The sequence below is a fragment of the Curtobacterium sp. PhB170 genome, from assembly GCF_003752345.1.
Lineage (GTDB): Bacteria > Actinomycetota > Actinomycetes > Actinomycetales > Microbacteriaceae > Curtobacterium.
The window spans coordinates 1-21040 of record NZ_RJUM01000013.1; the positions used below are offsets into that span (position 1 = coordinate 1).

Genomic DNA, 21040 nt, shown 5'->3' on the forward strand with positions numbered 1-21040 from the left:
ACCTGAACAACCGAAGCTGCCCAGGCACGAGGTCAATCAATAAATTGGCATTGACAATGTGCACGCTGTTGAGTTCTCAAGGACCAGACGCACTCGCTCTTCGGCTCAGGTTCGAGCTCCAGCCACGAGGCTTGTGTACTTGGCTTGCCACCGGTGTGTCGTCGGACTCGGAGGTCCTGTGGCTCATCCCCGAGGGGAGAGAACCGGTGGGCTTGTCATCCTAGGCGTCGAAGCGATCGAGCACAAGGCCAGATCTGATCTTCAGTGGAGGATGGTCCCGCTTGAGGGCCGACGTGCTCTGGGCTTTCGCTCCAGCCGCTCCGCCGCACCTTTGGGGTGACGAGTAGGAACTTTACGCAGGCCTGGGCGAGTGTGCCAAGCCAGGCCCAATCCCGGGCGTGTCGCGTTGTGCAACACGCGTCGCCCGGGTGCCGGGGCGATCAGGCCAGCGTCACACCGGCGAGGGTCTTCTTGCCGCGGCGGAGCACGAGGACTCCCCCGGGCAGGGCGAGGTCCGACAGCGGTGCGGTGGCGTCCTCGGCTCGGACGTTGTTCACGTACACGCCGCCCTGGTCGATCGCCCGCCGGGCTTCGCCGAGGGACTTCACGAGCTCGGTCTCGACGAGGGCCCGGGCCACGTCGGCGCCGGCCTCGATGGTGACCGACCCCGGCAGCTCCGCGATCGCCGACCGCAGGGTGTCCGGGTCGAGGGCACCGAGGTCCCCGTTGCCGAACAGCGCAGCCGCGGCGTCGATCGCGGCCTGGGTGGCGTCGACCCCGTGCACGAGCGAGGTGACCTCGAATGCGAGGGTCCGCTGCGCTTCGCGTCGGAACGGTTCGTCGGCGACCGCCTGCTCGAGTCGCTCGATCTCGGCACGGGACAGGAACGTGAACTCCCGCAACCGGGCGATCACGTCGGCATCCGCCGTGTTGAGCCAGAACTGGTACAGCGCGTACGGCGACGTCATCTCGGCGTCGAGCCAGATCGCGTTGCCCTCGCTCTTGCCGAACTTCGTGCCGTCCGAGTTCGTGATCAAGGGTGTCCCGAGCGCGTGCACCGTCGCACCCTCGGCACGACGGATGAGCTCCGTCCCCGAGGTCAGGTTGCCCCACTGGTCCGAGCCACCCGTCTGCAGCGTGCAGCCGTACTGCCGGAAGAGCTCGCGGTAGTCGAGGCCCTGCAGGATCTGGTAGCTGAACTCCGTGTAGCTGATCCCAGCGTCGGAGTTCAACCGCGCGGCGACGGCGTCCTTCTTGAGCATCGAGTTCACCCGGAAGTACTTGCCGACGTCGCGCAGGAAGTCGATGGCGGACATCGGCGACGTCCAGTCCAGGTTGTTCACCAGCCGGACGCCGTTGTCACCGTCCGGACTGAGGAACCGCGACACCTGTCCCTGCAGACGCGCCACCCACTCGGCGACGGTCTCGCGGGTGTTCAGCGTGCGCTCCGCCGTCGGACGCGGGTCGCCGATGAGCCCCGTCGATCCCCCGACGAGCGCCAGCGGCTTGTGCCCGGCGAGCTGCAACCGACGCATGGTCAGGAGCTGCAGCAGGTTGCCGCAGTGCAGCGACGGTGCCGTGGGGTCGAAGCCGCAGTAGTACGTGATCGGATCACCGTCGAGGGCCTCTTGGAGTGCGGTCTCGTCGGTCGAGACCTGCACCAGACCGCGCCAGCGCAGTTCGTCCCACACCGAGGCGAAGGTGGGGTCGTTCTGCTGGCGCGTCAGGACGTCTTGAGCGGTATCACTGGACACCCCGCCATCGTAGCGGCGGCGCACCACCGACAGCGCGCCGTCGACCGGGAGGCCCGTGGTGCGTCTGGGCCCACGCCGCCGGTTCCGGCGCGACGCGCCAGCGGCGGGCCGGCCGTGCCGGTGGGGATCAGTCGAGAGCACCCTTGTGCCGTCGGTACGTCGAGACCGTCGGGTCGCCCGTCAACCAGAAGCGCCAGGGGTACTGCGCACCGCCGGCGATGCCGCCGACGCCGGTGCGCGGTCCGCGCGAGATGCGCGGGACCGGACCCGTCCCGCCGGGGCCGGGTGCGGTCTCGGTCAGGAGTTCCTCGACGACGCGGGCCGGAGAGGCGGAGGCGAGCCGCGCCTCCAGGCCGGGTGCCAACGTGAGCACGAACGGACCGGACCCGTCGAGCAGCGAGGTGCCGTCGTCGTGTCCGAGCACCGCGCCGAGGGCGCCACCGAGGTTGCCGGGGCCACGCGCCAACGCGACGTCGGCAACCGACGGGCCACGTCGTCCGCGTGCGGTGTCGACGCCCTCGATCACCTGCGCACCGCGAAGCAGGGAACCGGAGGAGGTGCCGGCCGGTGCACTCACGACGTTGACGCAGGTGTGGATGCCGTACGAGCGGTACGCGTACAGGGTGCCCGGCGACCCGAACAGGTGGCGGTTGCGCTCGGTCGGACCGCGGTGCCCGTGCGAGCCGGGGTCGGTGGGGCCGAAGTAGGCCTCGACCTCGGTGATGCGCAGGGTCACGCCACGGCCCGCGATCGTCGCGCCGAGCAGCGCCGGGGCGATGCGCGGCGCCGGCTCGGCGAGCATCGCGAGCAGCGCCTCGGTCATCGCGTGAAGGGTGCGCCCTCGGCCAGGTCGTGGACGCGACGCGTGACAGACGCCAGCTGCTCGGCCACACGGTCCGGAGCGGTCCCGCCGACACCCGAGCGGGACGCGACACTGCCCTCGATCGTGAGCACGGCACGGACCCCGGGGGTCAGGTACTCGGAGACGGACCGGTACTCGTCGTCGGTCGGGTCGTCGAGCTCGATGCCGCGCTGTTCGCAGTACCGGACCAGCGCACCGGACACCTCGTGCGCATCGCGGAACGGGACGCCCTGGCGGACCAGCCACTCGGCCACGTCGGTCGCGAGCGAGAAGCCCTGCGGCGCGAGCTCGGCCATCCGGTCCGTGTCGAACGTGAGCGTCGCGATCATGCCGGTGAAGGCCGGCAGCAGGACCTCGAGCGTGGCGACCGAGTCGAAGACGGGCTCCTTGTCCTCCTGCAGGTCGCGGTTGTAGGCGAGCGGCAGTCCCTTCAAGGTCGCGAGCAGGCCCGTCAGGTTGCCGATCAGACGACCGGACTTGCCGCGCGCGAGCTCGGCGATGTCGGGGTTCTTCTTCTGCGGCATGATGCTCGAGCCGGTCGAGAACGCGTCGTGGAGCCGGACGAAGCCGAACTCCTTCGTGTTCCAGAGGATGACCTCTTCCGACAGACGCGAGACGTCGATGCCGATCTGCGCGAGGACGAACGCGAACTCGGCGACCACGTCGCGGGCGGCCGTGGCGTCGATCGAGTTCTCGGCCGGGCGGTCGAACCCGAGCTCCGCGGCGATCGCGGCGGGGTCGAGGCCGAGCGAACTGCCGGCGAGGGCACCGGCGCCGTACGGGCTCACGCTCGCGCGGCCCGCCCAGTCGCGGAGGCGCTCGAGGTCGCGGACCAACGGCCACGCGTGCGCCAGCAGGTGGTGCGCGAGGAGGACGGGCTGCGCGTGCTGCAGGTGCGTGCGACCCGGCATGATCGCCGACGGGTGCTCGTTGGCCTGCTGGGTGATCGCGTCGACCAGGTCGATCACGAGTCGGCCGATGCGCCGCCCGTGGTCGAGCATGTGCATGCGGCCGAGCGTCGCGATCTGGTCGTTGCGGCTGCGGCCGGCGCGGAGCTTGCCGCCGAGTTCCGGACCGAGGTCGGCGATGAGGAGACGCTCGAGGGCACCGTGGACGTCCTCGTCGGACTCATCGGGCTGCAGCGTGCCGTCGGCGTGCGCGGCCTCGAGCCGGTCGAGTCCGGCGAGCATGCGCTCGAGCTCGTCCGCCGTCAGGTACCCGGCCGTGTGCAGGGCCCGGGCGTGCGCGCGGGAGCCGGCGATGTCGTACGGGGCGAGCTGCCAGTCGAAGTGCGTCGACTTCGAGAGCGCTGCCAGGGCCGCACTCGGGCCGTCGGCGAAGCGGGCGCCCCAGAGGGCTCCGGTGTTGGTGGCGTCGGTCTTCTCGTCGGTCATGTCGTCCTGCGTCGTTGTCGTCGGGCCGGGTGGCGGCGGGTGTCAGTTCGCCGCGTCGCGGCGGGCGGAGATCTTGCTGGGGAGCGACCAGAGTTCGATGAAGCCCTTCGAGAGGGACTGGTCGAACGTGTCGCCGGTGTCGTACGTGGCGAGGTCGAAGTCGTAGAGGCTCTGCTCCGAGCGACGGCCGGTCACCGTCGCCCGACCGCCGTGCAGCTGGAGGCGGACGTCGCCGGAGACGTGCTGCTGGGTGTGGTCGACGAAGGCGTCGAGGCTGCGCTTCAGCCCGCCGAACCACAGGCCGTCGTAGACCAGGTCGGCCCACTCCGACTCGACACCGCGCTTGTAGCGGTTCACGTCGCGCTCGAGGGTGAGGCGCTCGAGCTCCTCGTGCGCCGTGATGAGCGCGATCGCCGCAGGGGCCTCGTACACCTCGCGCGACTTGATGCCGACGAGGCGGTCCTCGACGACGTCGATCCGACCGACGCCGTGCTTGCCGGCCACGGCGTTCAGCTCCTGCACGATCCGCAGCACGCTGAAGCGCTGCCCGTCGAGCGCCACCGGGACGCCGCGCTCGAACGTGATGGTCACCTCGTCCGGGTCGCGCGGGACGGCGGGGTCCTGCGTGTAGGCGTAGAGGTCCTCGGTCGGGGCGTTCCACGGGTCCTCGAGGAAACCCGTCTCGACCGCACGGCCCCACACGTTCTGGTCGATCGAGTACGGCGACCGCTGCGACTGCTGGATCGGCAGGGCGTGCTGCTCGGCGTACGCGATCGCCTTGTCCCGGGTCAGGGCGAGGTCACGCACCGGTGCCACGCTCCGCAGGTCCGGAGCGATCGCCGCGACCGCTGCCTCGAACCGGACCTGGTCGTTGCCCTTGCCGGTGCAGCCGTGCGCGACGCTGTCGGCGCCGAGCTGCTTCGCGGTCAGCGCGAGGTGCTTCGCGATGAGCGGGCGGCTCAGCGCCGACACCAGCGGGTAGCGCTTCTGGTACAGCGCGTTGGCCTTGAGGGCCGGCACGATGTACTCGTCGGCGTACTCGTCCTTGGCGTCGACCACGATCGACTCCACGGCCCCGCAGTCGAGCGCGCGCTGTCGGATCGCGTCGAGGTCCTCGCCGCCCTGGCCGACGTCGACCGCGAGTGCCACTACCTCTTTGCCGGTGGCGTCACGCAGCCAGCCGATCCCGACGGAGGTGTCGAGGCCGCCGGAGTAGGCGAGGACGACGCGGTCAGCCATGCGGTGCGCCTACGCGGTCGCCACGGCGTTCGCCGTTGCCGTCGTCGCGCCATTCGCGGCGAGGAGCCAGGCCAGCAGCGCCTTCTGGGCGTGCAGACGGTTCTCCGCCTCGTCCCAGATGATGCTGCGCGGCCCGTCGATGACGTCGGCGGTCACCTCGTAGCCACGGTCGGCGGGCAGGCAGTGCATGAACACCGCATCGTCGGCAGCGTGCGCCATCAGGGCGTCGTCCACGCGGTACCCGGAGAAGGTGTCGAGGCGCGACTGCTTCTCGGACTCCTTGCCCATCGAGACCCAGGTGTCGGTGACCACGACGTCGGCACCGGCGACCGCTGCCACCGGGTCGGTCACGACCAGGACGGAGCCGCCGGTCTCGGCCGAACGGTGCTCGGCGTCGGTGACGACCTGCGGGGACGGCGAGAACTCGGCGGGAGCCGCGACGCGGACGTGCATGCCCGCGGTCGCGCCGGCGAGCAGGTACGACTGCGCCATGTTGCTCGCGCCGTCGCCGATGAACGCCACGGTCTGGCCCGCCAGCGTGCCACGGTGCTCGCGGATGGTGAGCAGGTCGGCGAGCAGCTGGCAGGGGTGGAAGTCGTCGGAGAGTGCGTTGACGACGGGGACGGTCGTGCCGGCGGCCATCTCCTCGAGACCGGCCTGCCCGTAGGTGCGCCAGACGATCGCCGACACCATGCGCTCGAGCACGCGGGCGGTGTCCGACGGGGTCTCCTTGCCACCGAGCTGGCTGTTCGCCGTCGAGATGATGAGCGGGCTGCCGCCCAGGTCGGAGATACCGACGTGGAACGACACCCGGGTGCGGGTCGACGACTTGTCGAAGATGACCGCGACGCTCTGCGGGCCGGCGAGGGGCTTCGCGCCCCAACGGTCGGCCTTCATCTGGTCGGCGATGTCGAGGATCGCGGACTGTTCGGCCTGGCTGAGGTCGTCGTCCCGGAGGAAGTGGCGGGTCATGCGGAGGTCTCCTGGGCGGCCGCGACGGCCGCGAGGCTCTGGGCGAGGATCGACACGAACTCGTCGATCTCGGCGTCGGACACGATGAGCGGCGGCGCGAGGCGCAGGCTCGACTCGTTCGGGGCGTTGATGATGAGGCCACGCTCGAGGGCGGCGGCGTTGACCGCGGCCGCGATCGGGCCGGTGAGCCCGACGCCGATGAGCAGACCGGTGCCGCGGACCTCCTCGACGAGCGGTGAGCCGATGCCGGCGATGCCGGTCCGGATCCGCTCGCCCTTGACCACGGCGGCAGCGACGAGGTCCGCGCGTTCGATCTCCTCGAGCACCGCGTTCGCCACGCGGGTGCCGAGCGGGTTGCCGCCGAAGGTCGAACCGTGCTGGCCGGCCGAGAACAGGTCGGACGCCCACCCGAAGGTCACGAGCGCACCGATCGGGAAGCCGCCGGCGATGCCCTTGGCCACCGTGACGGCGTCGGGGGTGAAGCCGTGGCCCTGGTAGGTGAACCAGTTGCCCGTCCGGCCGACACCGGTCTGGATCTCGTCGAGGATCAGCAGCGCACCGTGCTCCTCGGTCAGCCGGCGCGCGGCGAGCAGGAAGCCCTCGGGCAGGTCGACGACGCCGGCCTCGCCCTTGATCGGTTCGATGACGATCGCCGCGACCGTGTCGTCGATGGACTCCTCGAGCGCAGCGACGGTGGAGTCGATGTGCTCGACGCCCGGGACCATCGGCAGGAAGTCCTGCTGCAGCGCGGGCTTGCCGGTGAGCGCGAGTGCCCCCATCGTCCGGCCGTGGAACCCCTGCTTCAGCGCGAGGATGCGGGTCTTCTGCCCGTCGGCGCCCTTGTTCAGGCGCGCGAGCTTGAACGCGGCCTCGTTCGCCTCGGCGCCGGAGTTGCCGAAGTACACCCGTCCGGCGTCGCCCGCACCGGTGATGCGCTTGAGACGCTCCGCCAGCTCGAGCTGGGGCGGCGTCGCGAAGTAGTTCGACACGTGCACGAGCTTCGCGGCCTGGTCGGCGATCGCCTCGACCAGGACGGGGTGCGCGTGGCCGAGCGAGTTCACGGCGATGCCCGCCAGGAAGTCGAGGTACTCGTTGCCCTCGACGTCCCAGACACGGCAGCCCTGTCCTCGCTCGAGCATGATCTTCGGCGGGGTCAGGGATCGCATGAGCGACGCCCCGAACCGGTCGTTCCAGGTCTCGGTCTGCGTCTCGCTGCTCACGGCTGCTGCCCCTTCTCGGTCGTGCTGGCCACGTGTTGGCCGGTGCTGGTGCTCGTCGACGGTGCTGCGACGCGTCGGCCGATCTCAGCGTGGGTCATCTGGTTCTCGGTGCGTCGGCTCGGGTCCGGGATCACCTCGGTGCCCGCACCGCGCAGGGTGAAGACCTCGAGCAGGATCGAGTGCGGGATCCGGCCGTCGATGATCGTCGCGCCGCCGACCCCGCCGACCACGGCGTCGAGGCACGCGGTCATCTTCGGGATCATGCCCGACTCGAGGGAGGGCAGGAGCGCGCGGAGCTCCTCGACGGCGATGAGGTCGACGAGCGAGTCACGGTCCGGCCAGTTGCGGTACAGGCCGGGGACGTCGGTGAGCATGATGAGCTTCGACGCACGCAGCGCGATCGCCAGGGCACCGGCGGCTGCGTCGGCGTTCACGTTGAGCGCCTGGTCCGGGTGGGCGTCGTCGATCGCGATGCTCGAGACCACCGGGATGCGGCCGGCCTCGATCGCGGCGAGCACCCCTGACGGGTCGACGTGGGTGATGTCACCGACGTGCCCGAGGTCGTACTCCTGCCCGTCGACGACCACACCCTTCTGCTCGCCGGTGAACAGGGACCCGCCGTCACCGAACACGCCGACGGCCAGGCCTTCGCCGTGCTCGTTCATCAGGTCGACGATCTCGCGGTTGACCTCGCCAGCCAGGACGTCGCGGACGACCGAGATCGCCTCGGTCGTGGTGACGCGGTAGCCGCCACGGAACTCGGACTCGATGCCCTGTTCCTTGAGCGCGGCCGAGATCTGCGGACCCCCTCCGTGCACGACGACGGGGTGCAACCCGGCGTAGCGGAGGTAGACCATGTCCTCGGCGAACGCACGCTTGAGGTCGTCGTTCACCATCGCGTTGCCGCCGAACTTGACGACGACGACCTTGCCGGAGAACCGCTTGAGCCATGGCAGGGACTCGATCAGGGTCGCGGCCTTGACGGCGGCGAACTCGTGCTCTTCTTCCTTCGTGAGGGGCGTCCCGGCCCCTTCGGTGTCGTTCGCCATCAGCTGGAGTACGCGCTGTTCTCGTGCACGTAGTCGTGCGTGAGGTCGTTGGTCAGGATCGTCGCCGAGTGCGTCCCGACGCCGAGGTCGATGCGCACGTGGGTGTCCCGCGGCGTCAGGTCGACGGTGTCGCTCGGCTGGTCCGGGGCGCCGGCGTGGCAGACCCGGACACCGTTCATGCTGACGTCGACCGCGTACGGGTCGAAGTCGGCGTCCGTGGTGCCGATGGCCGCGAGGACCCGGCCCCAGTTCGGGTCGTTGCCGAAGACGGCCGCCTTGAACAGGTTGTTGCGCGCGACACTCCGGCCGACGGTGACGGCGTCGTCCTCGGTCGCGGCGTGCACGACCTCGATCGCGATGTCGTGGCTGGCGCCCTCGGCGTCCTGCTGCAGCTGGCGGGCCAGGTCGGCGCAGACCGCGGTCAGGGCTTCCTGGAAGTCGCCGACCTCGGGCGTCACCCCGCTCGCACCCGACGACAGCAGCACGACGGTGTCGTTCGTCGACATGCAGCCGTCCGAGTCGACGCGGTCGAAGGTGATCCGGGTGGCCGCGCGGAGCGCCTGGTCGAGCTGGTCCGGGGTCTGCACGGCGTCGGTCGTGATCACGACGAGCATCGTCGCGAGTCCGGGTGCGAGCATGCCCGCACCCTTCGCCATTCCGCCGACGGTCCAGCCGTCCTCGGTCACCACGGACTGCTTCGCCCTGGTGTCGGTCGTCATGATGGCCGTGGCCGCGTCCGGGCCGCCATCAGCGGTGAGCGCAGCGCCGGCGAGGTCGACGCCCCGGAGCACGTTGTCGCGGAACGTCTGGTCGCCGACCCCGATGAGGCCGGTGGAGCAGACGACGACGTCGCCCGCACCGATGCCGAGGGCGTCACCGACGGCCTCGGCGGTCAGGTGCGTGGTCTGGAAGCCGAAGGGGCCCGTGAAGCAGTTGGCACCGCCGGAATTCAGGACGACGGCGCGCGCGACGCCGTCACCGACGACCTGGCGGGACCAGATCACCGGGTGCGCCTGCGCACGGTTGCTGGTGAACACCGCGGCCACGGCCGAGTCGGGGCCGTCGTTGACGACGAGGGCCACGTCCGGCTTGCCGCTGGTCTTGAGACCGGCGGTCACGCCGGCAGCGCGGAAACCCGCTGCCGCGGTGACGCCCTGGAGGCCCGGTTCGCCCTGGGTGGGCTCGCTCACGTCGGTGAGGTCGGTCACGGTGCGACTCCGTCCACGCTGAGGCCCAGGGTCTCCGGCAGACCCAGGGCGATGTTGGTCGACTGGACGGCGGCACCCGCCGTGCCCTTCGCGAGGTTGTCGAGTGCCGTCACGGCGACGACGCGGCCTGCGGCCTCGTCGACCGCGATGCCGACGAGCGCGGTGTTCGCGCCGATCGTGTCCGCGACCCGGGGAAACTCGCCCTCGGGCAACAGGTGCACGAACGGCTCGTCGGCGTAGGCCTGCTCCCAGGCGAGCCGCACGTCGCGGGCGCTGACACCCGGGGTGAGCTTGGCCGTCGTCGTCGCGAGGATGCCCCGCGACATCGGGACGAGCACGGGCGTGAACGAGATCGTCACGTCGGCAGCACCCGCCACGACCAGGTTCTGCTGGATCTCCGGGACGTGCCGGTGCGTGCCGCCCACCGCGTAGGCGCTGGCGGAACCCATGATCTCGGACGCCAGGTAGGTGTTGGCGAGCTTCTTGCCGGCACCGCTCGGGCCGACGCTCAGCACGGCGACGATGTCGTCCGACTCGACGAGCCCGGCCTGGATGCCCGGCTGGATGCCGAGCGTCACCGCGGTGACGTTGCACCCGGGGACCGCGATCCGCTTGGTGCCGACCAGGGCCGAACGCTGCTTGCCCTGCGACGCGATGTCCTCGACCTCGCGCCACTCGTCGGCCGAACCCGGGGTCGGGGCGGCGAGCAGGAGCTCCGGCAGGCCGTAGGTCCAGGCGCCGTGGTAGTCGCCGCCGTAGAACTGCTCCCAGGCCGCGGGATCCGTCAGACGGTGGTCCGCGCCGCAGTCCACCACGAGGGCGTCGTCGCCGAGTTCCTCGGTGATCGCCCCCGACTGACCGTGCGGCAGCGCCAGGAACACGACGTCGTGCCCGCGGAGCGTCTCGGCCGTCGTCTTCTCGAGGGTCAGGTGCGACAGCGACCGGAGGTGCGGCTGGGTCGCGATCAACGGCTGTCCGGCGTTCGAGAACGCCGTCACCGTCCTGACGTCGAACTCGGGATGGGCGGAGAGCACGCGCAGGAGCTCACCACCCGCGTAGCCGGAGGCTCCCGCCACGGCGACGGATACGGACATGGGATTCCACCTTTGGTCGGACTGGTCGTCGAGAGAGTCGGAGGCGGCGACCCCGGGCGGTGCTGATCCCGTCGTGGGTCAGTCGCGCAGGGTCGCCCCGAATCGCTCACCGGCACGTCGGACTGCGCCGTCACGGGCCTCGGTGGCCTCGGCAGCGGTCAGCGTGCGGTCCGTGGCACGGAAGCGCAGGGCGAACGTCAGGGACTTCTGTCCCTCGTCCACGCCGGAGCCCCGGTAGTCATCCACGAACCGAGCATACTCCAACAGGTCTCCGGCACCAGAGCGGACCGCATCCAACACGTCACCGGCCGGTACTCCGGCGTCGACGACCAGGGACAGGTCCTGCGTCGCCGCCGGGTACGACACGATCGGCGCGACCGCGACGAGGTCGGGGGCCGCGGCCACCATGGCGTCGAGGTCGAGCTCGACCACGGCCACCACGCGGGGCAGCACCGCGGCGGCGGACAGTTCCGGCAGGAGTTCGCCGGCGACGCCCACGACGGTGTCGCCCACGAGCAGCGACGCCGCGCGGCCCGGGTGCAGGGACGGGTGGGTGGTCTGCGCGGCGCGCAGTTCCACGCCCACGGCCCACGCGACCTGGCGAGCCGCGTCGATCGCATCGGCGATGCCGTACGGCTCGGCCGCGACGCCCGCCTGCTTGCCGACGCGGTTGCCGGTGAGCAGGGCGGACACGTGGAACGGCTGTGCGGGCAGGGACGCGTCGAGCGCCTCGAGCGTCGCGCGGTCGGGCAGCGCGGCACCGGCCGGCACCTCGTCGGTACCGAGCGTCACGCCCGTCACCGGCAGGAACACCCGCGAGGTCTCGTAGAGCGCGACGTCGAGCAGGCCGCGCGAGACGTTCCGGCGGGCGGCGTCGACGAGGGCGGGCACACCACTGCGGCGGAGCAGGTTCTGCTCGCTGTCGAGGGCGTTGGCGAGGACGACGCTCGGGCCGCCCTCCGGGTCGATCCCCGGGTAGGCGTCCTGCGTCGCGGCGGAGACGAACGGCGCCGTCACCGCTTCCACCAGACCCGCGGCGGCGAGGGCCGCGGAGACCCGACGGCGCGCCTGCTGGTGCGGGGTGAGTCCGCGTCCGGGCGGGGCCACGGGGAGCACGCTCGGGATGCGGTCGTACCCGACGATCCGCGCGACCTCTTCGACCAACGTGGTGTCGTCGGTCAGGTCCGGACGCCAGGTCGGCGGGGTGACGGCGAGCTGCGCACCGTCGACCTGCACCGTCGCGCCGATCGCACGGAGGGTGTCCACGACCTCGGCGTCGCTGTAGTCCACGCCGATGAGCTCGGCCGGACGCGAGGTCCGCATGGCGACCGTTGCACGGGGCTCGGTGTCGACGAGCGTGGAACCGAGAGCATCGGCCGTGCCGCCGGCCAGCTCGACGAGGAGGTCGACGGCGCGGTTCGCAGCAGCCTCGGCCACGAGCGGGTCGACGCCGCGCTCGAACCGACGGGAGGCCTCGCTCGGCAGCTTGTGGCGTCGAGCGGTCCGCGCGATCGAGACCTGGTCGAAGCCAGCGGCCTCGATCAGGACGTCGGTCGTGCTCGCCGAGATCTCGGTCCGGGCACCGCCCATCACGCCGGCGAGCCCGACGGGGCCGTCGTGGTCGGTGATGACGAGGTCCTCGGGGTCGAGCTTCCGCACAGCGCCGTCGAGGGTCTCGAGCGTCTCGCCGGCAGCCGCACGACGGACACCCAGGCCGCCGCGGACGGTCGACAGGTCGTAGCCGTGCAGCGGCTGGCCGAGCTCGAACATGACGTAGTTCGTGATGTCGACGGGCAGCGAGATCGAACGAACGCCTGCCAGCGCGAGACGTGACACCATCCAGGCCGGTGTCTTCGCCGTGGGGTCGATGCCACGGACGACGCGGGTGACGAAGGTACTCGCGCCGACTCGACCGCGGATCGGGGCCTGGTCGTCGATCGTGACCGAGAAGCCCTCGGCCGTGCGGGGTGCGACCCGGTCGACGGGGTCGTGGAAGCTCGCGCCGGTGGCGTGGGCGTACTCACGCGCGACACCGCGCATGCTCAGCACGTACCCGCGGTCCGGCGTGACGTTGATCTCGACCGCCGCGTCGTCGAGGCCGAGGAGCGCGATGGCGTCCTGGCCGACGTCGGGCTCCATGTCGAGGTCGGCGAAGCGGAGGATACCCTCGTGCTCGTCGCCGAGACCGAGCTCGCGTGCCGAGGCGATCATGCCGTCGGAGACGTGGCCGTAGGTCTTGCGGGCTGCGATCGGGAACGGTCCGGGCAGCACGGCGCCGGGCAGCGTCACGACGACGAGGTCGCCCACGTCGAAGTTGTGCGCACCGCAGACGATGCCGCGGGGCTCGGGCTCACCGACGTCCACCTGGCACCAGTTGATCGTCTTGCCGTTCTTCTGCGGTTCCGGGACGCGCTCGAGCACCCGGCCGACCACGACGGGGCCGGTCAGGTCGAACGTGTGGACGTCCTCTTCCTCGAAGCCGACCGACACGAGCGCCGCGTGGACGTGCTCGAGGGTGACGTCCTCGGGGAGGTCGACGGACTCGCCGAGCCAGCGGAGTGGGACGCGCATCAGACCACCGTTCCGAACTGCTGCGAGAAGCGGATGTCGCCCTCGAGGAAGTCACGCATGTCGTTCAGGCCGTTGCGGAACTGCAGCGTCCGCTCGATGCCCATGCCGAAGGCGAAGCCCTGGTACTCGTCCGGGTCGATGCCGGCGGCACGCAGGACGTTCGGGTTGACCATGCCGCAGCCGCCCCACTCGACCCACCGGGCGCCACCCTTGGCGTTCGGCTGCCAGACGTCCATCTCGGCGCTGGGCTCGGTGAACGGGAAGTAGTTCGGGCGCAGACGGATCTGCGCCTCGGCGCCGAAGACCTGGCGGGCGAAGTGCTCGAGCGTGCCACGCAGGTGTGCCATCGTCAGGCCCTTGTCGATCGCGATGCCCTCGACCTGGGTGAAGACCGGCAAGTGCGTGGCGTCGAGCTCGTCGGCGCGGTACACGCGGCCCGGGGCGATGACGTAGAGCGGGAGGTCGCGGGACAGCAGCGACCGCACCTGCACGGGCGACGTGTGGGTGCGCATGACCAGGTGGCGGTCGACGGGCTCGACGAAGATCGTGTCCGCCATGGCCCGGGCCGGGTGGTCCTGGTCGAAGTTCAGGGCGTCGAAGTTGAACCACTCGTGCTCGAGCTCGGGGCCCTCTGCCACTTCCCACCCCATGCCGACGAAGATGTCCGCGACGGCTTCGTTGAGCAGCGAGAGCGGGTGGCGCGAGCCGGTCGGGCGGTGGGTCGGCAACGCGGTGACGTCGACGCGCTCGGCCTCGAGCCGCGCGCGCTCTTCGGCCACGGCGAGGACCGACTCCTGCTCCGCGATCGCCGCGTTCAGCCGCCCGCGGGCCTGACCGACGAGCTTGCCCGCCGCGGCCTTCTGCTCCGGCGGGACGCTGCGCATCGACGCGTTCATCCGAGCCAGCGGCGACTGCTCACCGGTGTGCTCGGCCCTGGCCTGCTTCAGTTCGGCGACCGTCGTCGTGGCGCGGACGGCGGCGAGTGCTGCGTCCACGGCGTCGGCGACGGCCGATTCGCTGATCTCGAGAGGTTCTGACACGAGACCCAAGCCTACCGGCCGTCGGGATACCACCCGCCTGCACCGGTCGGACTGTGGAGAGGAGGGGTCAGCTCCGGAGTGCGAACGCCGACTCGTAGAGGCAGACCGAGGCCGCCGTCGCCAGGTTCATCGACTCCGCCTGGCCGTAGATCGGCACCTTCACCGCACGGTCGACGAGCGCGAGGTCCTCGGTGGTGAGCCCACGGGCCTCGTTGCCGAACACCCACGCGGTCGGACCGTCGAGCATGCCCTCGGCCCGGACCACCGGCAGGTCGTCGCCCGAGACGTCGGCCGCGAGCACGGTGTACCCGAGTGCCTTCGCCCGCGCGATCGTGTCGGCCAGGGTCACGCCGACCGACACCGGCACGTGGAACAGCGAGCCCGTGGTCGACCGGACGACCTTCGGGTTGTACGGGTCCACGGACCGCCCGGTGAGGACCACCGCGTCGGCGCCGGCGGAGTCGGCGGCGCGGATGATCGTGCCGGCGTTCCCCGGGTCCCGCACCTCTTCGAGGATGGCGACCAGCCCCGGCAACGCGGCCGGCTCGTCGGCGTCCCCACGGGCCTCCAGGTCGACGGCAGCGGCAGCGGCACCGACGCGACGGTCCGGGAAGACGTCCTTGACCGACGTCGGGAACTGCTGGCAGACGGCGATGACGCCCTGCGGCGTCACGGTGTCGGCCATCGCGTCGAGGACCTGCTCCGTGACGAACCAGGTGTCGACCGGCGCGTCGTCGAGCCCGTAACGGGCTGCGGCAGTCGGCGTCACGTAGAGCTCGCGCAGGAGCTCCGGGGCGTACTCGAGTGCTTCACGCACCGCCTGCGGCCCCTCCAGCAGGAAGAGGCCCGTTTCGGCACGGACGTCCTTCTTCGACAGGGCCGCGACGGCCTTCACGCGTCCGGCACGGGGGTTCTCGAGGAGTTCGCTCACGACCCAAGTCTAGGAACGACGAAACCCCCGCCGTGCGGCGGGGGTTTCGCGAGCAGAAGAACTGACTACGCAGCCTTCGGGGCCGAGGTGTCGGCCGGGAGGGCCTTCTTCGCGGTCTCGACGAGCGCGGTGAAGGTCTCGGGGTTGTTCACCGCGAGGTCGGCGAGGATGCGACGGTCGACCTCGACACCGGCCAGACCCAGACCCTGGATCAGACGGTTGTAGGTCAGGCCGTTCGCACGGGACGCAGCGTTGATGCGCTGGATCCACAGGCGACGGAACTCGCCCTTCTTCGCGTGACGGTCGCGGTACGCGTAGACCAGGGAGTGGGTGACCTGCTCCTTGGCCTTGCGGTACAGACGCGAACGCTGGCCGCGGTAACCCTCGGCGCGCTCGAGGATGACGCGGCGCTTCTTGGCGGCGTTGACCGCTCTCTTTACTCGTGCCATTGCACTATTCCTTTACGATCCGGGGGCTCAGTGGCCGAGGAGCTTCTTGACGTTCTTCGCGTCTGCCTTGGAGAGGACCTGGTCCTCGTTCAGGCGGGCCTTGCGCTTGGAGCTCTTGACCTCGAGGTTGTGACGCATACCGGCCTGCTGCTTCATGACCTTGCCGGTACCGGTGATCTTGAAGCGCTTCTTCGACCCGGAGTGGGTCTTCTGCTTGGGCATGGTGGTGCCTTTCCGTGGGATGGATGGGAGCCGCGTCGTTGCGGGGTCGGTCTGGGTGACCTACTCGGCGGGAGCGTCGCTCTTGGCCGGTGCCGTGTCCTGCGCGGGAGCCTCGGCCGGGGCCTCGGTCTCCGTCTCGGCGTCAGAGTGGTCCTTCGCAGCGTGCTCGGTGGCACGACGCTCGGCCTTCTGTGCAGCGCGCTTCGCGTTCTGCTCGCCCTTGACGTCGGACTTGTTCTTCAGGGGGGCGATGATCATCGTCATGTTGCGGCCGTCCTGGGTGGGACGGGACTCGACGACGCCGAACTCGGCGATCTCCTCCGCGAACTTGTGGAGGAGACGGACACCCTGCTCCGGACGCGACTGCTCGCGGCCACGGAAGAGGATCATCGCCTTCACCTTGTCGCCACCGAGGAGGAACCCCTCGGCGCGCTTGCGCTTCGTCTCGTAGTCGTGCACGTCGATCTTCAGGCGGAAACGGACCTCTTTCAGGTCCGTGTTCACCTGGTTGCGACGGGCTTCCTTGGCCTTCTGAGCGGCTTCGTACTTGAACTTGCCGTAGTCCATGATCTTGGCCACGGGCGGCTTCGAGTTCGGCGCGACCTCGACCAGATCCAGTTCGGCTTCCTGCGCGAGGCGCAGTGCCATGGCGATCGGGACAACGCCGACCTGCTCACCCTGCGGGCCGACGAGTCGGACTTCGGGAACGCGGATTCGGTCGTTGGTACGGGGATCGGTGATGCGGAGCTCCTTCAATCAGGTGGTGGTCGTCCGGGACGTTTGCCCTGGACGACAGCACGAGAGAGGAGATCTGACGCACGGATCGGAACCCGTTCGGCAGCCGCCCTGCGTCGGATCCGTGGACCCGACCGACGTGTGCACCCAGTTGCTGTGCACTCGTGGAGCGGTGGTGACCCGGTAGCCTGGTGGAACGCGGCCGCGGGTGGGAGAGACTCCTCTTTCGTGACACCGTCCGAATGCTTCAGGAGAACCTGATGGCATACGGACAGCATCTGCCGCGAGCGAGTCTAGCAGAGGAGCACCGTGACCGACACCCCGATCGACGACGACGGCAGCGGCATCGACGCCGCCAGGGACATCTCGGAGGTGCCGGCCGTCGAACTCATCAACACCGTGGCCGTGCACCTGCTCAGTGCCGCCGCCGTGAAGGTCGGCCTGGCCGACGACCCCCAGGAGCAGACCGACCTGGACGAAGCGCGCAAGCTCATCACCGCGCTGGCCGGCCTGGTCACCGCTGCGGCGACGGAGATCGGCGACCACCACGCCCGTCCGCTGCGCGACGGGCTGCGTTCGGTGCAGCTCGCGTTCCGCGAGGCGTCGGCGATCCCGGACGCGCCGGGCGCCGGGCCGGGGGAGAAGTACACCGGCCCCGTCAACTGACGGCTGGCAGCCGACGCGCGACGGGCACTGTCCGTCACGGCGGCGGACGGGAGGCCCGTGGCGGGATCGCCACGGGCCTCCCGTCTGCCTCGGGGTGTGCGGTCAGGACGCGTGGCGGCCGACCAGGCGGGTGACGGCCGCGAGCGGGATGCCGACCCAGTCGGGTCGGTTCCGGGTCTCGTAGACGACCTCGTAGACGGCCTTGTCGAGCTCGAACGCATCGAGGAGCTCACGGTGCGCGCGGAGGTCCGCGCCGGTCCCCCGCTGGTACCCGTCGAGGAACCGCACGCGTGCTTCGTCCGCCCATCCCGCTGCGTCGACCGGTTCCGCGTCGTGTGCCAGGGCTCCGGCGACGTAGTCGAACGACCGGAGCATGCCGGCCACGTCGCGGAGCGTGACGTCCGGCAACGAGCGTTCGGCCAGGGGGCGGAGCGGCTCCCCCTCGAAGTCGAGGAAGACCCAGCCGCGCGGCTCGGGGGCGGCGAGCACCTGCCCGAGGTGCAGGTCGCCGTGGATGCGCTGCAGGTCCGGCCAGGGCGTCGCCGTCGCCGCCGCGTAGACCGCACGGATCGCGTCTGCGTGCTCGGCGACGGCCGGGGCCTCGCGCGCGGCGGTGTCGAGCCGCTCGTGCATCGTCCCGACGGCCGTGGCGCGTCGGGTCTCGTCGGCGGGCTCGGACGGCAGAGCCTCGGCGAGGGTGCGGTGGACGTCGGCGAGCGCCACCCCGAGCTGCTCGGCCCGGTCGCCGAAGGGGGTGCCGGCGTGTGCTTCCCCGAGGGCCACGCGCCAGGCGTCCTCGAGACCCGGCAGGAACTCCTGCGCGAACGCGAGGTGACCGGTCGCGGTGCCGCTGCCCTGCCCGACGTCGGGCCAGCTGCCCCGCAGTGCGCCGTAGACCTGCGGGACGCGCGCGCTGCCGGCTGCGGACAACGCGAGCTGCGTCGTGACGTCGGGGTTGTCGCCGTGGTGCAGGACGCGGAACACCTTGATGATGACCCGGGCGCCGGACTCGGTGTCGCAGATGACCGAGGTGTTGGACTGCTCGCCCGTCAGGACGCGGGCAGCGGTGACGGTGCCGATGGGGCGGAGGCTCTGCGGGTCCGCGTCGATGCGTGCGGCGAGCGCCGTGACCCACGTGTGGTCGGTGGTGGCGTCGGCGATCGTGCCGTCGGGGCCACTGGTCACGGGTGACTGGTAGAGGACCGGAGCCGCTGGTGCTGCTGGGGCTTCGTCGAGGACGAGCCGGGTGCCGTCGGCGGTGGAGAGGGTGCGGAGGCGCGGCACGGACCCCTTCGAGGCGTACCACCGGCGGTCGGCGATCCAGGACTCGAGGTCGTGGTCGCTCGGGGCGGTGGCGCTCGGAGCGGTACCGCTCGGAGGTGCGGTGTCGCGGGTGTCGGGTGCGGTGTCGCGGGTGTCGGGTGCGGTGTCGCGGGGGTGGCGGGCTCCGTCGCTCATGCAGCGGACCGTACGCGCCGAGTGCTGGCGAGGTGCCGAGTCCGCCACTCATCCCTGCACAGCTCGCGGTTCTGGGCCGCCCGTCCACAGAACGCGCCCGCGCTCGGACCGCACGGGCGCCAGCGGACGACACTTGCGGACATGCCGAGCCAGCACCCCGCCCCCGACACCGCCCGCACCGATCCCCGCCGGAGTTGGCGGGTCCCCGACGACCGCCGACTGCCGGCACTCGAGCCCCTCGCATCCGCCGTCGAACGGCACGAGCCCGTGACGCTCCGCGAGACCGTGTGGGACTCCGACGAGCGCGTGCTCGCGGCCGAAGGGGTGACGCTCACCCGCGCCCAGGACGGTTCCTGGAACCTCGACCACGGCGACGGCCCGGTACCGGTGGGCGCGGACCTCGATCGACCGGACGGCGAGCAGCCCCCGCGTGACGGGGTCGAGGTGTTCCTGCGCGGGCGGGCGGTGGCGACGGTCCGCCTCCGGGACACCACGACCACGCTCGTGACCCTGCGCGGCAAGGACGGTCGGGTCCGAGCCGAGATCGCCGACGTCCGGGTGGACGACGGCGACCCGGACACCTCCGTGCTGCGGTCCGCACGGTGGTGGGCGCTGTCGGACGACGGGCGGGACGGCACCACTGCACGGGCCGCGGAGCGAGCGCTGGACGACGCGGCCACCGAGCCGCCGTCGACCTCGGCGATCGCGGTCCCGCCCGTTCCCGTGGTCTCCCCGGAGCGGCGCGGCAACCGGGCGAAGCGACCACGTTCGGGCACCGCTGCGGCGTTCGTGCTGCGGGTCCTCGAGTCGTTGCGCGCCGACCTCGTCGCGGTCGACCCCCGGGTCCGCGCCGACGACCACGAGTCGGTGCACGACTTCCGGAAGGTGGTCCGTCGACTGCGGAGCGTGCTCGCGGCGTACCGCGGGGCGCTCGACCGTGAGGCGACCGAGGCACTGCGGGCCGCCCTCGCCGAGGCCGGACGCGTCGCCGGTGTCGCCCGCGATGCCGAAGTCCTGCACGGCGGGTTGTTCCGGTCGGCGGCACGGGCCCCCGACGGCTTCGTCGACGCGCCGACGCTGGACCGGATCGGCGCGCAGGCGGCGGCACTCCGCAGTGCGGCCGCAGCGGAACTCCGCCAGGCGCTGCGCTCGGACGACTGGTTCCGCACCCTCGACGCGCTCGACCAGCTGCTGCTCCGCGCCCCGGCCGGACCGCACGCCGACGACGCGGCCGCTGCCTTCGTGGCGAAGCGCATCGACCGCGAGCGTGCTCGGGTCCGACGACTGGTCGACGGTGGGGAAGGGGGCCTCGACGTCCTGCACGAGATCCGGAAGGCAGCACGGCGCCTGCGGTACGCGCTGGAAGCAGCCGGTCACGTCGCCGAGCTCGGGAAGCGGCGGCTCGGCCGGCTGCGGCGGGTGCAGGAGACACTCGGTGACGCCCTCGACGCGGCCCACGCAGCAGAGGCCTACCGGCGGCTGTCCGGGCCCGCGGCTCGGGACGGCGCCGACACCTTCGGGTACGGGGCGCTGGCGACGGCCGAGCACGCCGTGCTCGAGCGGGGGCTGCGACGATCGCGGAAGGTGCTCGCCCGGCTGTGAGCGCGGCTCGGCCTGCTGCTCGTCGGGCTGCTCTGCGAGAATCGCAGGCGTGCCCCACTACCTCGAGGACCTCGCCGCCGGACAGACCTTCACGACCCCGGGTCGCACGATCACCGAGGCGGACGTCGTGTCGTTCGCCTCGTGGACGAACGACAACAACCAGGTGCACACCGACGTCGAGTTCGCCGGCAAGACCCGGTACGGCCAGCGGGTCGTGCACGGGCTGCTCGGCACCTCGCTCTGCCTGGGGCTGATCGCACGGACCGGGGTGTTCGAGGGGTCGGCCGTGGCACTGCTCGGGATCGACCAGTGGCGGTTCACCGCGCCGGTGTTCATCGGGGACACCGTGACCTGCGAGGTCGAGATCCTGTCGACGCGCCTGACGAGCTCCGGCACGACAGGCATCGTCGAGCGGACGGTCTCGCTGCGGAACCAGCGCGGCGACGTCGTGCAGCAGGGACGCATGGACGTGATGGTCCTGACGCGCGACGCCGCGATCGCCTGACGTCGCCCCGAGCACCCGCCGAGTTCCCCGGATGGCAATCGTTGCGACGCTCTTTACAACGATGTACCG

General features: G+C 71.1%; 19 protein-coding genes. 3 read left to right on the plus strand and 16 right to left on the minus strand.

What is annotated here, in order from left to right:
* Window positions 1–440 precede the first annotated feature (440 nt).
* From tyrS to infC, 15 genes are all read right to left on the minus strand, one after another.
* Complete coding sequence (gene tyrS, locus EDF40_RS15565) at window positions 441–1754, minus strand: tyrosine--tRNA ligase (protein ID WP_123338478.1); 1314 nt, start codon at window positions 1752–1754, stop codon at window positions 441–443.
* Window positions 1755–1881: 127 nt separating this feature from the next.
* Window positions 1882–2577, minus strand: coding sequence for a DNA-3-methyladenine glycosylase (locus EDF40_RS15570; RefSeq protein WP_123338477.1), 696 nt, complete (start codon window positions 2575–2577; stop codon window positions 1882–1884).
* Complete coding sequence (gene argH, locus EDF40_RS15575) at window positions 2574–4010, minus strand: argininosuccinate lyase (protein WP_123338476.1); 1437 nt, start codon at window positions 4008–4010, stop codon at window positions 2574–2576. Before argH ends, EDF40_RS15570 begins: the two co-directional genes overlap by 4 nt.
* 42 nt (window positions 4011–4052) lie before the next feature.
* On the minus strand, window positions 4053–5249 hold the full coding sequence (locus tag EDF40_RS15580; protein ID WP_123293379.1) for an argininosuccinate synthase: 1197 nt from the start codon (window positions 5247–5249) through the stop codon (window positions 4053–4055).
* A gap of 9 nt (window positions 5250–5258) precedes the next feature.
* Window positions 5259–6221 (minus strand): ornithine carbamoyltransferase, encoded by a 963-nt coding sequence (gene argF, locus EDF40_RS15585; protein WP_123338475.1) that lies wholly within the window; start codon window positions 6219–6221, stop codon window positions 5259–5261.
* Complete coding sequence (locus EDF40_RS15590) at window positions 6218–7387, minus strand: acetylornithine transaminase (RefSeq protein ID WP_260212488.1); 1170 nt, start codon at window positions 7385–7387, stop codon at window positions 6218–6220. The genes argF and EDF40_RS15590 overlap by 4 nt, the downstream gene beginning before the upstream one ends.
* A gap of 50 nt (window positions 7388–7437) precedes the next feature.
* Window positions 7438–8490 (minus strand): acetylglutamate kinase, encoded by a 1053-nt coding sequence (argB, locus tag EDF40_RS15595; protein WP_123338473.1) that lies wholly within the window; start codon window positions 8488–8490, stop codon window positions 7438–7440.
* Complete coding sequence (gene argJ / locus EDF40_RS15600; protein WP_260212487.1) at window positions 8490–9698, minus strand: bifunctional glutamate N-acetyltransferase/amino-acid acetyltransferase ArgJ; 1209 nt, start codon at window positions 9696–9698, stop codon at window positions 8490–8492. Before argJ ends, argB begins: the two co-directional genes overlap by 1 nt.
* Window positions 9695–10792 (minus strand): N-acetyl-gamma-glutamyl-phosphate reductase, encoded by a 1098-nt coding sequence (locus EDF40_RS15605; RefSeq protein ID WP_123293375.1) that lies wholly within the window; start codon window positions 10790–10792, stop codon window positions 9695–9697. Before EDF40_RS15605 ends, argJ begins: the two co-directional genes overlap by 4 nt.
* Before the next feature lie 78 nt (window positions 10793–10870).
* Complete coding sequence (gene pheT / locus EDF40_RS15610; RefSeq protein WP_123338472.1) at window positions 10871–13363, minus strand: phenylalanine--tRNA ligase subunit beta; 2493 nt, start codon at window positions 13361–13363, stop codon at window positions 10871–10873.
* Window positions 13363–14403 (minus strand): phenylalanine--tRNA ligase subunit alpha, encoded by a 1041-nt coding sequence (gene pheS, locus EDF40_RS15615; protein ID WP_111086283.1) that lies wholly within the window; start codon window positions 14401–14403, stop codon window positions 13363–13365. Before pheS ends, pheT begins: the two co-directional genes overlap by 1 nt.
* 67 nt (window positions 14404–14470) lie before the next feature.
* Entirely contained in the window at window positions 14471–15334 is an 864-nt protein-coding gene (locus EDF40_RS15620) for an RNA methyltransferase (protein ID WP_123338471.1), read from the minus strand.
* Between the two features lie 65 nt (window positions 15335–15399).
* The gene (rplT, locus tag EDF40_RS15625; protein WP_111086285.1) at window positions 15400–15783 is read right to left on the minus strand and encodes a 50S ribosomal protein L20; all 384 of its coding nucleotides are present in this window, start codon (window positions 15781–15783) and stop codon (window positions 15400–15402) included.
* Window positions 15784–15810: 27 nt separating this feature from the next.
* Window positions 15811–16005: a 50S ribosomal protein L35 gene (gene rpmI, locus EDF40_RS15630; protein WP_111086286.1), complete on the minus strand. Its 195-nt coding sequence runs from the start codon at window positions 16003–16005 to the stop codon at window positions 15811–15813.
* A gap of 60 nt (window positions 16006–16065) precedes the next feature.
* Entirely contained in the window at window positions 16066–16761 is a 696-nt protein-coding gene (gene infC / locus EDF40_RS15635; RefSeq protein ID WP_123293372.1) for a translation initiation factor IF-3, read from the minus strand.
* Window positions 16762–17049: 288 nt separating this feature from the next.
* Between infC and EDF40_RS15640 the strand changes: the two genes are divergently transcribed.
* Window positions 17050–17406 carry a DUF1844 domain-containing protein gene (locus EDF40_RS15640; protein WP_173170823.1) on the plus strand — a complete coding sequence of 119 codons (357 nt, stop codon included), beginning with the start codon at window positions 17050–17052 and terminating at the stop codon, window positions 17404–17406.
* 102 nt (window positions 17407–17508) lie between these two features.
* Here EDF40_RS15640 and EDF40_RS15645 read toward each other — a convergent pair whose 3' ends face one another.
* A complete protein-coding gene (locus EDF40_RS15645) occupies window positions 17509–18864 on the minus strand; it encodes a phosphotransferase (RefSeq protein ID WP_123338470.1) in 1356 nt (451 codons plus the stop codon).
* 141 nt (window positions 18865–19005) lie between these two features.
* Between EDF40_RS15645 and EDF40_RS15650 the strand changes: the two genes are divergently transcribed.
* Window positions 19006–20466, plus strand: coding sequence for a CHAD domain-containing protein (locus EDF40_RS15650; protein WP_123338469.1), 1461 nt, complete (start codon window positions 19006–19008; stop codon window positions 20464–20466).
* A gap of 49 nt (window positions 20467–20515) precedes the next feature.
* Window positions 20516–20971: a MaoC/PaaZ C-terminal domain-containing protein gene (locus EDF40_RS15655; protein WP_123293369.1), complete on the plus strand. Its 456-nt coding sequence runs from the start codon at window positions 20516–20518 to the stop codon at window positions 20969–20971.
* The last annotated feature ends 69 nt before the right edge of the window (window positions 20972–21040 follow it).